Raw genomic sequence first — 13,019 nt, forward strand, 5'->3', positions numbered from 1 at the left:
CCCCGCCGACCGCGCCGCGCTGCGCGACCAGCTCGACGCCGCGCGCCGCGCCACCGCCGCCGGTGACCAGGCCGCGATCGCCGCCGCCAACGCCGGATTCCACGCGCTCATCGTCGAGGTCTCCGGCAATCCATTGCTGCAATCGTTGCTGCGCCCCTTGGAATCTCGCGTCCGCTGGCTGTTCCATCTCACCAAGGAGCGCGACCCCGGCACCCAGTGCGAGGAGCACGAAGCCCTCTACGCCGCCATCGCCGCGGGCGACCCCGACGCCGCCGCCGAGATCGCCTACCGTCACGTCGCCTCGGGCCGCGAACCCAGCCTCGCCCTCTCGGCCCAGTGGTCTATGCCGGCCATCGACCCGGTCTCGGCCACCCGCACCCGCCAGCGGACTCCGCACCGGGAGAAGACCGCCGCGGGTGGTACGTGATCGGTTGCCGGAACGGCTGACCGGGCCCGGCGTTCAGGCGATGTCCGCGGCGCTTGCCGCCGCGCGCAAGGCGGTGCGAGCCGCGTGGAGAGCGGGGTGGTCGGCGGTGCCGTTGCGGTAGGCGAGATGGGTGTGGCGGCGGGTCGTCAGCGGGGTGAGGACGATGTCGCCGGGTGGGGAGTGCAGGGCGAGGGCGGGGACGATCGCGGTGCCCGCGTCGGCGGCAACCAGGGCCAGGACGGTGTTGAAGTCGTCGGCGTGGTGGCGGATGTGGGGCGTGAAACCTGCGGCCTGGCAGGCGCGCAGGGTGACCGTGTGGCAGAGGGTGCCGGGAGTGCCCGCGATCCACGGGGCATCGCGGTGAGCACGGAGGGCCTCGGTGGTGACGGTGGGGTGTCTGGTGGCGAGATAGACGGTCTCGGTGTGCAGGGGCTCGGTGTGGATGGCCGGGTCGGTGGTGGCGGGGACGAGGTCGTAGTCGTGGGTCAGGGCGATGTCGAGGGTGCTCGCGCGCAGGGCGTCGGGGACGTCGGCGGGGTCGATCTCGGTGACCGTGAGTTCCAGGCGGGGGTGATCGGTGCTCAGGGTGACCAGGGCGGGGGAGAGCAGGGTGCGGGCGGCGGTGGGGAAGGCGCCGATGCGCAGGGTGCCGACGAGTTCGTTTCGGGCGCAGGCCAATTCGGCATCAGCGCGTTCGAGCGCGGCCAGCACGGTCTCGGTGTGGCCGACGAGGACGTGCGCCGCCGGGGTGAGCCGGACGCGTCGGCCCGTGCGCTCGAGCAGCGGGACGCCCGCTTCGCGTTCGAGGGCGGTGAGCTGTTGGGAGACCGCCGACGGCGTGTAGCTGAGCGCGTCGGCGACCGCGGCGATGGTGCCGCGATGGGCGAGTTCGCGCAGCAGACGGAGTTTGCGGACGTCGAGCATCAGATCAGCTTACGTTTATCGTCACGAACGTGAACTGGACCTGATGAATCCGTGGCTCGACGATGGACCCATGACATCGCTGCAGGGACTGTTCGTTCCCATGATCACCCCCTTCACCGCCGACGGCGAGCTCGCGCTCACCGCGCTGGACGAGCACGCGCACCACGTGCTCGACGCGGGTGCGACCGGGCTGGTCGCCCTGGGCACCACCGCCGAACCCTCGGCGCTCACGGCCGGGGAACGGGCACGGGTGCTGGATCGCTGCGCCGCCGTGTGCGCCGACCGGGACGCGCCGCTGATCGTCTGCGCGGGCGGCAATGCCACCGCCGACTCGGTGCGGGCGGTCGGCGAACTCCGGCAGCCGGTCGCCGGCGTGCTGGCGGTGGTGCCGTACTACGTGCGGCCCAGCGAGGAGGGCGTGATCGCGCACTTCACGGCGCTCGCGGCGGCCAGTCCGGCCCCGCTGTACGTCTACGACGTGCCCTACCGCACCGCGCGTCCGCTCAGTGGCGAGACCCTGGTGCGCCTCGCCGGGATTCCGAACATCGCCGGGTTCAAGCATTCCGTCGGCGGTATCGACGCGGCCAGTGTCGAGCTGATGGCGCGGGCGGGGGAGACCACGACGGTGCTGGGCGGCGACGACCGGTTCGCCTCGGCCCTGCTCGCGCTCGGTGCGCGCGGCGGCATCCTGGCCGCGGCCAATGTGGCGCCCGCCGCCTACGCCGAGCTGGTCGCCGCCTGGCTCGCCGATGACGTCGCCCGAGGACGCGCCCTCGGCCACGGCCTCGACGCCCTCGGCGCCGCCCTGTTCGCCGAACCCAACCCGACGGTGATCAAAGCGGTGCTCGCCGAGCGGGGGCAGATCCCCAGTGCGGCGGTCCGATTGCCGTTGTTGCCCGCTTCGTCCGAGTCCCTGGTGGCGGCGCTGCGGGCGGCCGAGGTGGCAGAAAAATTCCACTGGTCTTCGGCGTCGAAAGGTGCCAGGCTCAAGCGGTGACGAAACCTCCGGATATCGGCGCCGCCGATCCCACCTCCGACAAGCTGGACGCAGCCGTACTCAAAGTGGCGGGCGTAGTCGTCCTCGGCGCGGTGATGTCGATCCTCGACATCACCGTGGTCACCGTCGCGATTCCGACGTTCATGGCGGACTTCAACGCCTCCGTCGAGGTCGTCGCCTGGACCATGACCGGCTACACCCTGGCCCTGGCCTCGGTCATCCCGATGACAGGCTGGGCCGCCGACCGCTTCGGCACCAAACGCCTCTATATGGCCGCGCTGAGCTTCTTCATCCTCGGCTCGGTGCTGTGTTCGATGGCGTGGAGTATCGAGTCGCTGGTGGCCTTCCGCGTCATCCAGGGCATCGGTGGCGGCATGCTCATGCCGCTGGGCATGACGATCATGACCCACGCCGCCGGCCCGCAGCGGATCGGGCGAGTGATGGCGGTCCTCGGTGTGCCCATGCTGCTCGGCCCGATCTGTGGCCCGATTCTCGGCGGCTGGCTGATCGACTCCTTCAGCTGGCACTGGATCTTCCTCATCAATCTGCCGCTGGGCCTGGTCGCTCTGGTCCTGGCCTACCTCGTGCTCGCCCCCGACAAGCCCAAGCCGTCGGAATCGTTCGACTTCCTCGGCATGCTGCTGGCCTCGCCCGGTCTGGCATTGTTCCTGTTCGGCGTCTCCTCCATCCCCGAGAAGGGCACGGTGCTCGCCGCGCGCGTGCTCGTTCCGGCGCTCATCGGCGCGGTGCTGCTGGTGGCGTTCGTGTTCCACGCGCTGCGCACCGAACATCCGCTGATCGACCTGCGCCTGTTCCGCAATCGGTCGCTGCGCTTCTCGGTGCTGACCATGTCGCTGTTCGCGACGGCGTTCTTCGGCGCAGGCTTCCTGCTGCCCAACTACCTGCAGCAGGTGCGCGGTGAGACGGCGTTCGACTCCGGTCTGCTCATGGCGCCACAGGGTATCGGCGCCATGTTGACGATGCCGATCGCCGGCTTCCTGGTCGACAAGATCGGGCCGGGCAAGATCGTGTTGTTCGGCATCACCTTCATCACCGTCGGCCTGGCCGGGTTCACCCAGCTCGAGGCCGACACGTCCTACCTGATGATCGGCGGCGCGCTGTTCGTGATGGGTCTGGGCATGGGCTGCACCATGATGCCGGTGATGACCGCCGCCATCCAGACGCTCTCGCACGCCCAGGTCGCGCGCGGCTCGACGTTGATGAACATCATCAACCAGACCGCGGCCTCGATCGGCACCGCGACGATGTCGGTGGTGCTGGCCGCCCAGCTCAACGATCACCCCGCGACGCAGATCGGCATCGCCTCCAACGCCAAGCCCGAACTCGCGGCGCAGTTCCCGCCCGAGGTGATCCAGCACGGCTTGGACCTGGCCGCCGAGGCGTTCAGCCACACCTACTGGGTCGCGGTGATCCTGGCCGGGTTGACCTTGATCCCGGCGTTCTTCCTGCCGCGCACCAAGCCGGCCGCCCCGGTCGACGCCGAAGCCTCGCTCCTGGTCTGATCGGCCGATCGAACCGGAAGGCCCGGGTGGAACACGATGGTCCACCCGGGCTTTCGCGTCGTCGCGGCATCGGTCGGCGCGCTCGCGCCGGACCCACGCCACGGCAGGCGCCGACGTGACCGAGGGCACCGCCGGTCGGGCGGACCACCTCAGCCGTAGAGCTTCACGAATGCCTCGAGCGAGCGTTCGATGTCGCCGCGCAGTGCCTTGGCCACGGCCGAGCCGATCGGGCCGAACAGCGGTGCGCCGCCGAGGTCGATGTCGACGCTGACCTTCGAGCCGGTGCCCTTCGGTTCGACCAGCAGGGCCAGGCCGAACTTGGTGCCGCCGATGCCCGCGCCGGTGAGCGCGAGACGGCGCGGGGGCTCGGCGGTGCGCACGGTCCAGGTGACCTTGTTGCGGAATCCCTTCACGCGCGCGATGCCGACCAGCACGGTGCCGGGGGTGAGGTCCTCGGGCAGGGTGCCGCGCCAGGCCTCGTGGATGGTGAGCCAGTCGCCGAGTGCGGGCAGGTCGGAAGCGTGGGCCCACGCCTGGTCCGGCGGGACGGGGACATCGACGGAGAGCTTCAGTTTCGCCACGCCGGGATGGTATCCGGTACCCGAGGTTCCGACTCGACCGGACCGCGGCATAGCAAACCAGAATAGATCAAGCGCCCAGGTGGACGGGCGGGAATTCTGATGCCGGACAGGACGATCCGCGCCGAAGTCGATCATGGTGCTGCTACTGTGTGCGGGTCGCTGGAAGCGGGGCGTGTGGATCGGATATCCGACCCCACCGCGCCCCCGGGCGAATGCCTCCCGGGCGGGCCGGTGAGGGCCCACCGGCCAGGGCGTGGTGTGGTCGACGACGACGAAAGATCTGATGAACTCAGGAATCGCGGTGCTGTTACTCGTCATCGGAGCGCCGCTGTTACTGCTCGCGCTGGCCGTGACGGTGTTCGCCATGCGCAACGAGCGCCAGCAGCGGCTGCGGGCCGATGCCGCTATCCGCGAGCGTGTCGCGTGTGAGAACGCGCTGATCCAGCTGGCGCAGACGACGCTGCCGGCGATCACCACGGCCGTGCGCAGGCACGAGATCCCCTCGGTCGCTGTCGATCTGCCCCCCGAGCTGCAGGAGTCGCAGATCGGCCAGGTGCTGCAGATGATCGCCACCGGTCACGCGGAGGATCTGCGGGTGGTCGCCGAGGAGACCAGGGCGATGGTCGAACGCTACGGCGAGCAGCGGCGCATCAGCGAGGTGCAGGCCGCCCAGGAGGCCGCGCGCGACGAACTGTCGGCCACCTCGCGGGCCGCCACCAGTGCCGCGGTGCGCTCGTTCGGCACCTCCGTGGTGAGCCTGGGCACCGACCTCGGCCAGGTGGTGAGCGCGGCGCTGCGCGAACACCGCGACGACGCGATCTACGAGACGCTGACCAGGATCGACCACACCGTCCAGCAGATGATCCGGCAGGCGCAGTCCTATGTGATCGTCTCCGGTGGTCTGCCCGGGCGGCGCTGGCCGCAGCAGTCGCTCACCGATGTGGCGGGCGGCGCCACCGGCCGTGTCCGGGAGTACCTGCGGGTGCGCTCGGGACAGTCGGACCGGGTGGTGATCAGCCGCGCGGTCGAACCGCTCGTGCACACCCTGGCCACGCTGCTGGACAACGCGCTGCGCTATTCGCCCCCGTCGTCGTTCGTCGAGGTGGGGTTCCAGGAGGGGCATCACGGCGTCACCGTGATCATCGACGACGCGGGCATGCGGATGAGTCCGGAGCAGCTCGAGGACGCGCGGCAGGTGCTCAGCGGCGAACGCGCCGTCGACATCCACGATCTGGGACCCGCGCCGAAGGTCGGCTTCCCCGGTATCGCGGCGCTCGCGCGGCGCTACGGGTTCTCCGTCCACGTCGACGGGCCGAACATCTTCGGCGGCATGCGGGCGATGGTCTACGTGCCGTCGGCGCTGCTGGTCAGCGGTGCCGCGCCGCGGCTGCCCGAACCGGAACTCGCCGCGCCCGCGCATCTTCCGGTGCCCGTCCCCGCGCTCGTCGAGGACGACGCGCCGCACGCCGAGGTACACGAGATCACCAGTGGGGGACTACCCAAGCGCCGCCGCAGGCCGGTCGCGCCGGATTCGGCGGGAGTACCCGCCGAAGAAGCGGGGCAGGCTCGCCCCGACCTCGCCGCTGCCTGGCACAGCGGCTCCCGCAGCGGTCGCCTCGCTGCGGCCGAGCGAACCACGGAAGGAACAGCCGATGAGCACACCGGTAGCCGATAGCACGAACCGATTGGCGTGGCTGCTCGAGGATCTGGAGATCCCGGGCGTCCGCTTCGCGGTGCTGCTCTCCGATGACGGTCTGCGGATCGCGCACTCCCGTGGCGTGGCCAAGGACGACGCCGAACGCTTCGCCGCGGCCGCCTCCGGCCTGCGCTCGCTCGGCAAGGCCCTCGGCGAGTTCTGCGGTGGTCCCGCGAACACGGTGCGCCAGAACATGACCGAATACGACGAGGGCATGGTGATGATCACCGCCGCGGGGTCCGGCGCGCTGCTAGGCGTCGCCACCACCGCCGATGTCGACGTCGCGCTGGTGGCGCACCGGATGAACGAGCTCGCCTCGCGGGTCGGCCACGAGATCGGCAGCGCGCCGCGGCACGGTGGCAGGTAATGAGCCGGGGCAGGCGCGATCCCGACCTGGTCAGATCGTATGTGCGCACCGGTGGCCGGGTTCGGGCCGCCCATGAACTGGACCTGGTGACCCTGGTCCGCTCGGTCGCCGACGCGCGACCCGATCACCGTCCCGACGAGCGCCGGGTCCTCGCGCTCACCAGCCGCCGCGGTGCGCTCTCGATCGCGGAGTTGTCGGCGTATCTGGATCTGCCCGCGTCGGTCGTGAAGATCATCGTGTCCGATCTGCTCGACAGCGGCCATCTACAGTGCCCGACTCCGGCCGAAGTGAAGCCGGAACTCGCGTTGATCAAGGAGGTGCTGCATGGTCTCCGTGCCATCGCGGGGTGAGGTCGACTACGTCGCGGAGACCGTGACGCGATCGGTGAAGATTCTGGTCGCGGGCAATTTCGGCGTCGGCAAGACGACCTTCGTGTGCGGGGTGTCCGAGATCCGGCCGCTGCGCACCGAGGAGACCATCACCGAGGCCAGCATCGGCGTCGACGATCTGGCCGGGCTGGGCAGCAAGGTGCAGACCACCGTCGCGCTGGATTTCGGCAGGCTCACCCTGAATCCGCAACTGGCGCTGTACCTGTTCGGCACGCCCGGCCAGGAACGCTTCGCCCCGCTGTGGGAGGAGCTGGCCCGCGGCGCGCTGGGCGCGCTGGTGCTCGTCGACACCCGGCGCATCGAGAAGGCCGACGACGTGCTCTCGGCGCTGGAACAGCGCGGGGTGCCGTACGCCGTGGCGGTCAACGAGTTCGAGGGCTTCCGCCGCTACCCGCTCGAGGAAGTGCGTGAGGCGCTGGACCTGGCGCCGGAGACGCCGGTCGTCGCGGTCGACGCCCGGCGGCGCGACCACGGTCTGCGCGCGCTGATCACGTTGGCGGAGTATCTGTTCCGCAGGCAGGAAGCAACAGCGTCATGACAGTGGACCTCGCGGCCGACGAGCGGGTACCGATGTACGCCCCCGAGTTCGCCGCCGATCCCCAGGCGGCCTACCGGGAGATGCGACGCCGGTTCGGTTCCGTGGTGCCGGTCGAGCTGTCGCCGGGGATCCGCGCGACGCTGGTCATCGGATATCACACGGCGGTGCGGATCCTCAACGATCCCGAGCACTTCCCGGCCGACCCGCGGATGTGGCAGCGCAACATCCCGCAGGACTGCCCGGTGCTGCCGATGCTGCAGTTCCGCCCGGCCGCGCTGCGCACCACCGGTGCCGAGCACGCCAGGTACCGGCAGGCCAATGTCGCCGGCATCGCGGGCGTGGACCTGTACTCGATGCACGCCACGATCGAGCAGTTCGCGATCCCGCTGATCAACAGCTTCTGCACGACCGGCTCGGCGGACCTGCTGAGCCAGTACGCGTTTCCGCTGGTGTTCCAGGCGCTGAACTCGATGCTGGGCTGCACGCCCGAGATCGGTCAGCAGGTGGCCACCGGCATGGCGCAGATCTTCGAGGGCGACGACGCCGAGGCGGGCAACAACCTGCTGGCCTCGGCGCTGACCGACCTGGTCGCGCTGCGCCAGCGCGAGCCGGGCGACGACGTCGCCACCCGGCTGCTGCACCATCCGGCCGCCCTCACCGACGAGGAGATGGTGCACCAGCTGCTGGTGCTCTACGGCGCGGGCATCGAGCCGATGCTCAATCTGGTGGTCAACACGCTGCGGCTGATGCTCACCGACGACCGCTTCGCCGGCAATGTCCTGGGCGGCAGCCTGTCGACCCGCGACGCGCTCGACGAGGTGCTCTTCACCGACCCGCCGCTGGCGAACTTCTGCATGACCTACCCGCGCCAGCCGATCCTGGTCGACGACATGTGGCTGCCCGCCAACGAACCGGTCGTGATCAGCATGTCTGCCTGCAACAACGACCCGGCCATCGCCGGGCGCGACGTGGTGGACAACCGGGCGCACCTGGCGTGGAGCGCGGGCCCGCACGGCTGCCCGGCCAAGTCGGTGGCGTACTTGATCGTGCAGGACGCGATCGACCAATTGCTCGACGCCCTCCCGGAACTGCGGCTGGCCGTGCCCGCCGAGGAACTGGTGTGGCGGCCCGGCCCGTTCCATCGTTCGCTGGCCGCGCTGCCGGTCGAGTTCCCGAAGACGCCGCCGCTGCCGCTGCCGTGATCCGCGCTCAGCGCGGGCGCAGGGCCGGGCCGACGAACCGTTCGACGAGCTGACGTTCGGCCGCGGCGTCGGGCAGCGGCCAGGTGAGCAGCGAGAGCACGACCCGCACGATCCAGCCCGCCGCCGCGTCGTCGGGGGCGATGCGGGTGAGCGCGGTCGCGATCCGGCCCAGTTCCGGTGCGTCGGCGAGGAATTCGTCGGTGTCGGGGGAGCGGTGCCGGACCAGCCACTGCCGCAGCACGGGATCGGCGCGGATCGCCGCCACGGCCGCCAGGATCGCCTCGACCGGACGTCGTCGGGCGGGCACCTGGTCGACCGCCGCCTCGACCCGGCCGGCGACGGTGCCCGCCGCCCGGACCATGACCGCGCGGACCAGGCGTGGCTTGCCGCCGACATGGCGATACATCGTCGCGCGTGAGCACCCCGCCGCGGCGGCGATGTCGTCGGCGGTGACGTCGTCGATGCCGCGTTCGAGGAACAGGGTGAGCGCGGCCCGCTCGATCCGGTCGATCGCCACGGCGCGGCGGTCGCCGCCCGCCAGCCAGTCGGTGGTCATCCCGGTCTCCTTCGCTGTCTCGAGGTGAGACGGTTTCGCCACTTTGTCTACCTCATCTCGCGCAGGAAGAAGGCCCTTTCGTGTATCGGGTGAACCCCTGTTCTCCGCATCCGCCGTCTCACCCTGAGACAGATGTTGACCTCCTCATCACCCCGGGGAACTGTGAGCGCGACAACCTGATCAGGAAAGGCGGCGACGATGACCACGGACCTCGGGGCGATCGATCTGTTCGACGCGGCAGTACTCGACGACCCCTACCCGCTCTACGACGCGCTGCGCGAGCACGCCCCGGTCCACCGGGTGCCCGGCACCGACTTCTACCTCGTCGCATCGTGGGCCGCCGTCACCGAAGCGACCGCGCGGACCCAGGACTTCTCCTCCCATCTGACGGCCATGTTGGTCGCCCAGCCGGGCGCGGCGCCGCTCGCCTTCGACCTCGACGCCACCGGCGCGGGCGTGCACGTGCTCGCGACCGCGGACGGCGCGGTGCATGTCGCGCACCGCAGCGTCGTCGGCCCCGCCTTGGTCAAGCGGGTCCGGACGCTGGGGCCCGTGGTCACCGACCTCACCGAACAGCTCTGGACGGAAGAACTCGACGGCGACCGGATCGATTGGGCCACCGGCATCGCCGACCGGCTGCCGCTGGCGCTGATCGCCGACCTCGTCGGCTTCCCGCGCGCCGATGTGCCGCGGCTGCTGGCATGGGCCTACGACTCCACCGAGATGCTGGGCGGCGTGGTCGCCGAGGGCCGGATGACCGAGCTGGTCACCTCGGCCGCCGCACTGGCCCACTACGCCTACCTGGCGGTGACCGCGGCCATCGCGCGGGCCGGCAAGCAGCGGGCGCCGCAGACACTGGTCGACGTGCTCGCCGCGGCCGTGGCGGCGGGCCGGATCGACGAGCAGCAGGCGGTGCTGATCGTGGTCCAGCTGATCGGGGCGGGGGGCGAGTCCACCGCGGGCCTGATCGCCTCGGCGGCCCGGCTGCTGGCGACCGACCTCGACCTGCAGGACACGCTGCGCGAGCGTCCCGAGCTGGTGCCGGCCTTCCTGGACGAGGCACTGCGCGTGGAGTCGCCCTTCCGCGGTCACCACCGGCACGTGACGGCCGACACCGAACTGGCCGGGGTGGCGCTGCCGGCGGGCAGTCACCTGCTGTTGCTGTGGGGTGCGGCCAATCGGGATCCGGCGATGTTCGACGCACCGGACATCGTCGATCTGGCCCGGCCACGCGGTCGGGCGCACGCGGCCTTCGGCGCGGGCGCGCACTTCTGTATCGGGTCGGCGTTGGCCCGACTCGAGGCGACCGCCGCGCTCACCTTGCTGCTCGAGCGCACCGCGAGGTTCACCCTCGTCGAGGATGCGCCGCCCCGATGGGTGCCGAGTCTGTTCGTCCGGCGGCACGCGAGTCTGCCGATGCGGGTGGTCGTGCGCTGATCGACCGGCCGTGCGGATCGGGCGATCCCGCGGCGGCCTCGCGCCGGACCACGTGACTGCCCGACACGAGGTCCCGGGTGCGGGGTAGTGGCCGGCGGAAGGGCACCACGCAGGGTGTCGGGAGTGGCGGACGGGCGCGACGCCGGGTGCCCCGTGCCGGCGGCGGGGTGCCCTGCGGCGCAGAGCGGACGCTCTGACGGGTGTCCGGCGACCCGCGATGCCGCGTGTGGCACCGTGGCGGGGTGCGCACCACGCTGTTCCTGCCCGTCTGCCTGCTTCCGGCTACCGTGCTGTTAGCCGGATGTGCCACCACCCCGGCGTCTGCGCCCGCTCCCGTGGCGGTCGAATCCTTGACGAAAACCGGCCCCGCCCAGGCGGTCCCGTCCGCGTCACCGGTGTCGTCGGTGGCGCCGCCGGTGGCGGGCCGCACCGTCGTCCTCGATCCCGGACACAACGGCGCCAATGCCGCGCACCTCGACCAGATCACCGCGCAGGTGCCCGACGGCCGCGGCGGCGCCAAGGCCTGCAACACGACCGGCACCGCCGCGGCGAGCGGATACACCGAGCACGAGTTCACCTGGGACGTCACCCAGCGGGTGCGCGAGGCCCTGAGCGCGCGCGGCGTGCGGGTGATCCTGACCCGCGACGACGACACCGGCGTCGGCCCGTGCGTCGACCGGCGCGCGGCGATCGGCAACGACGCGATGGCCGACGCGGTGGTCTCCATCCACGCCGACGGCAATACCGGCGCGGACGCGCACGGCTTCCACATCGCCTATGCCGACCCGCCGCTGAATCCGGTCCAGGCCGAGGCGGGCGTGCGGCTGGCGACGGCTCTGCGGGACGCGATGGTGGACGGCGGCGCGGTGCCCGCCACCTATGTCGGCTCCGCCGGACTCGACCCGCGCGCCGACCTGGCCGGTCTCAACCTCGCGCAACGCCCGTCCGCCCTGGTCGAATGCGGCAACATGCGCTCCGGCATCGACGCCGAACTCATCGAGACGCCGGCAGGCCGGGCCAGCTACGCCGAGCTCATCGCCGCCGGGATCGTGGCCTTCCTCGGCTGAGCGACACAGCCCGCCGGACGAATTTCGAGGAGTCGCGCAACGTTCGCCGGGCTCGCCGCCCAGCGGTGCCGCCGACTCCCGGTAAGCATCCTTGTTGCCAACTCGACGGCATTTCGGCAACTTCCGGCAAACTTGCCGGAAGTCCAGAGCTGGGCTGATAACCGGATGATTGCCGGATGTGCGAACCGGTCGGTCCTGATCGGTGATTATTCGCTGTCTTCGCATCGAGTGTGTCGCGGAGTCGAATACCCGTGAGTAGTCGCATTTTTCGCTATTGGCGATGGTTGACGAGTGATCTTCCTCGCCCTACTGTCCCTGTCACGGTTCGATATCGAAGTGTTCGTGACATCGCTCGAATGGTTTCCCGGACGGCACGCCGGCCCCTGCCGCCCTCCGTGTGCGTTTCCTAGGAGTATTGACAGTGCGAAGCCGAATTCTGTCCATCGCCGGAGCCATTGTCCTGGCACCCCTCACCACCCTGCTGGTTCCCACCGCGAATGCGAATGCCCACGGCTGGGTCACCGGCCCGGCCAGTAGGCAGGAACAATGTGCCCGCGGATCGGTGTCCTGCGGTGCGGTGAAATATGAACCGCAGAGTGTCGAGGGTCCGAAAGGGCTGAACAATTGCAGTGCGAACAAATATCCCGAACTCGACGACGACAGTCTCGGCTGGGTTCCGCAGAATGTCTCCGGACGCGCCACCTTCACCTGGAAGAACACCGCCAACCATCGCACCCTGAATTGGGAGTACTTCATCGGAACTACCCGCATCGCGGTGATCGACGGGCGCAACGAGCAGCCGCCGATGGAGGTCAGTCACACCATCGACCTGTCGAACTATTCCGGCCGCCAGAAATTGCGCGCGGTCTGGAATATCGGTGATACCGCGGCCGCCTTCTACAGCTGCGTCGACCTCGAAATCGGCGGCGGCGGAACACCGACGACCGCACCGAAACCGACCACCACCACGACACCGTCCACGACGACATCGCCGACCAGCACGACCAAGCCGTCGGCCACCACGACACCGCCCGCCACCACCACCCACCAGCACCCGACCACCACGGCCCCGGCCGTGTCCGGGTGGCGCCAGGGCGCCACCTACGCGATCGGCGACAAAGTCACCTACCAGGGCGTCACCTACAGCTGCCGACAGGCCCATACCGTGCACGACCCGAATTGGACGCCGCCGAACACTCCCGCCCTCTGGTCGCGCGTGTAGTGGACCGGGCCGGGAAACGTTTCGTGTGTTCTCCCACCATCGGTCGCGCGATGGGGTGAGGATTGACCTCGACTCGCCGGCCTCGCGTTCGGC

Annotated in this window: 14 protein-coding genes; 11 read left to right on the forward strand and 3 right to left on the reverse strand. The window is 70.3% G+C overall.

Going from position 1 to position 13,019, the window contains the following annotated elements; genetic code table 11:
* A partial coding sequence (locus tag ATM97_RS08450; protein WP_218717399.1) for an FCD domain-containing protein occupies positions 1-427 on the forward strand: 427 nt, incomplete at its 5' end.
* A gap of 33 nt (positions 428-460) precedes the next feature.
* Here the strand turns inward: ATM97_RS08450 and ATM97_RS08455 are convergent.
* The gene (locus ATM97_RS08455) at positions 461-1,351 is read right to left on the reverse strand and encodes a LysR family transcriptional regulator (protein WP_218717400.1); all 891 of its coding nucleotides are present in this window, start codon (positions 1,349-1,351) and stop codon (positions 461-463) included.
* 70 nt (positions 1,352-1,421) lie between these two features.
* Between ATM97_RS08455 and ATM97_RS08460 the strand changes: the two genes are divergently transcribed.
* Both ATM97_RS08460 and ATM97_RS08465 read left to right on the forward strand, forming a co-directional pair.
* Complete coding sequence (locus tag ATM97_RS08460; protein WP_218717401.1) at positions 1,422-2,348, forward strand: dihydrodipicolinate synthase family protein; 927 nt, start codon at positions 1,422-1,424, stop codon at positions 2,346-2,348.
* Entirely contained in the window at positions 2,345-3,871 is a 1,527-nt protein-coding gene (locus tag ATM97_RS08465; protein WP_218717402.1) for a DHA2 family efflux MFS transporter permease subunit, read from the forward strand. The genes ATM97_RS08460 and ATM97_RS08465 overlap by 4 nt, the downstream gene beginning before the upstream one ends.
* 149 nt (positions 3,872-4,020) lie before the next feature.
* Here the strand turns inward: ATM97_RS08465 and ATM97_RS08470 are convergent, their stop codons facing one another.
* On the reverse strand, positions 4,021-4,452 hold the full coding sequence (locus tag ATM97_RS08470; RefSeq protein ID WP_218717403.1) for an SRPBCC family protein: 432 nt from the start codon (positions 4,450-4,452) through the stop codon (positions 4,021-4,023).
* A 283-nt stretch (positions 4,453-4,735) separates the two neighbouring features.
* On the opposite strand from ATM97_RS08470, the gene ATM97_RS08475 reads away from it, so the two are divergent.
* From ATM97_RS08475 to ATM97_RS08495, 5 genes are read left to right on the forward strand one after another with little or no spacing between them, the layout of a single operon-like run.
* Positions 4,736-6,127 (forward strand): sensor histidine kinase, encoded by a 1,392-nt coding sequence (locus tag ATM97_RS08475; protein WP_218717404.1) that lies wholly within the window; start codon positions 4,736-4,738, stop codon positions 6,125-6,127.
* On the forward strand, positions 6,105-6,515 hold the full coding sequence (locus ATM97_RS08480) for a roadblock/LC7 domain-containing protein (protein WP_218717405.1): 411 nt from the start codon (positions 6,105-6,107) through the stop codon (positions 6,513-6,515). The genes ATM97_RS08475 and ATM97_RS08480 overlap by 23 nt, the downstream gene beginning before the upstream one ends.
* Positions 6,515-6,865 (forward strand): DUF742 domain-containing protein, encoded by a 351-nt coding sequence (locus ATM97_RS08485; protein WP_218717406.1) that lies wholly within the window; start codon positions 6,515-6,517, stop codon positions 6,863-6,865. Before ATM97_RS08480 ends, ATM97_RS08485 begins: the two co-directional genes overlap by 1 nt.
* Positions 6,840-7,442 (forward strand): ATP/GTP-binding protein, encoded by a 603-nt coding sequence (locus tag ATM97_RS08490; protein ID WP_218717407.1) that lies wholly within the window; start codon positions 6,840-6,842, stop codon positions 7,440-7,442. The genes ATM97_RS08485 and ATM97_RS08490 overlap by 26 nt, the downstream gene beginning before the upstream one ends.
* A complete protein-coding gene (locus tag ATM97_RS08495) occupies positions 7,439-8,644 on the forward strand; it encodes a cytochrome P450 (protein WP_218717408.1) in 1,206 nt (401 codons plus the stop codon). The genes ATM97_RS08490 and ATM97_RS08495 overlap by 4 nt, the downstream gene beginning before the upstream one ends.
* Positions 8,645-8,651: 7 nt before the next feature.
* On the opposite strand, the gene ATM97_RS08500 is transcribed toward ATM97_RS08495, so the two are convergent.
* Complete coding sequence (locus ATM97_RS08500; RefSeq protein WP_218717409.1) at positions 8,652-9,200, reverse strand: TetR/AcrR family transcriptional regulator; 549 nt, start codon at positions 9,198-9,200, stop codon at positions 8,652-8,654.
* Between the two features lie 198 nt (positions 9,201-9,398).
* On the opposite strand from ATM97_RS08500, the gene ATM97_RS08505 reads away from it, so the two are divergent.
* From ATM97_RS08505 to ATM97_RS08515, 3 genes are all read left to right on the forward strand, one after another.
* Positions 9,399-10,637 carry a cytochrome P450 gene (locus ATM97_RS08505; protein ID WP_218717410.1) on the forward strand — a complete coding sequence of 413 codons (1,239 nt, stop codon included), beginning with the start codon at positions 9,399-9,401 and terminating at the stop codon, positions 10,635-10,637.
* A gap of 242 nt (positions 10,638-10,879) precedes the next feature.
* Positions 10,880-11,704 (forward strand): N-acetylmuramoyl-L-alanine amidase, encoded by an 825-nt coding sequence (locus ATM97_RS08510; protein WP_218717411.1) that lies wholly within the window; start codon positions 10,880-10,882, stop codon positions 11,702-11,704.
* Between the two features lie 421 nt (positions 11,705-12,125).
* The gene (locus ATM97_RS08515) at positions 12,126-12,926 is read left to right on the forward strand and encodes a carbohydrate-binding protein (protein WP_308248416.1); all 801 of its coding nucleotides are present in this window, start codon (positions 12,126-12,128) and stop codon (positions 12,924-12,926) included.
* Positions 12,927-13,019: the final 93 nt, after the last annotated feature.

The organism is Nocardia sp. MH4 (assembly GCF_019266065.1).
GTDB lineage: Bacteria > Actinomycetota > Actinomycetes > Mycobacteriales > Mycobacteriaceae > Nocardia > Nocardia canadensis.

What these genes read in the sequence shown, in the direction of transcription:
- ATM97_RS08500 (WP_218717409.1), bottom strand. Translation starts at nt 9,200, where the DNA reads ATGACCACCGACTGGCTGGCGGGCGGCGACCGCCGCGCCGTGGCGATC.
- ATM97_RS08460 (WP_218717401.1), top strand. Translation starts at nt 1,422, where the DNA reads ATGACATCGCTGCAGGGACTGTTCGTTCCCATGATCACCCCCTTCACC.
- ATM97_RS08480 (WP_218717405.1), top strand. Translation starts at nt 6,105, where the DNA reads ATGAGCACACCGGTAGCCGATAGCACGAACCGATTGGCGTGGCTGCTC.
- ATM97_RS08495 (WP_218717408.1), top strand. Translation starts at nt 7,439, where the DNA reads ATGACAGTGGACCTCGCGGCCGACGAGCGGGTACCGATGTACGCCCCC.
- ATM97_RS08505 (WP_218717410.1), top strand. Translation starts at nt 9,399, where the DNA reads ATGACCACGGACCTCGGGGCGATCGATCTGTTCGACGCGGCAGTACTC.
- ATM97_RS08455 (WP_218717400.1), bottom strand. Translation starts at nt 1,351, where the DNA reads ATGCTCGACGTCCGCAAACTCCGTCTGCTGCGCGAACTCGCCCATCGC.
- ATM97_RS08490 (WP_218717407.1), top strand. Translation starts at nt 6,840, where the DNA reads ATGGTCTCCGTGCCATCGCGGGGTGAGGTCGACTACGTCGCGGAGACC.
- ATM97_RS08485 (WP_218717406.1), top strand. Translation starts at nt 6,515, where the DNA reads ATGAGCCGGGGCAGGCGCGATCCCGACCTGGTCAGATCGTATGTGCGC.
- ATM97_RS08475 (WP_218717404.1), top strand. Translation starts at nt 4,736, where the DNA reads ATGAACTCAGGAATCGCGGTGCTGTTACTCGTCATCGGAGCGCCGCTG.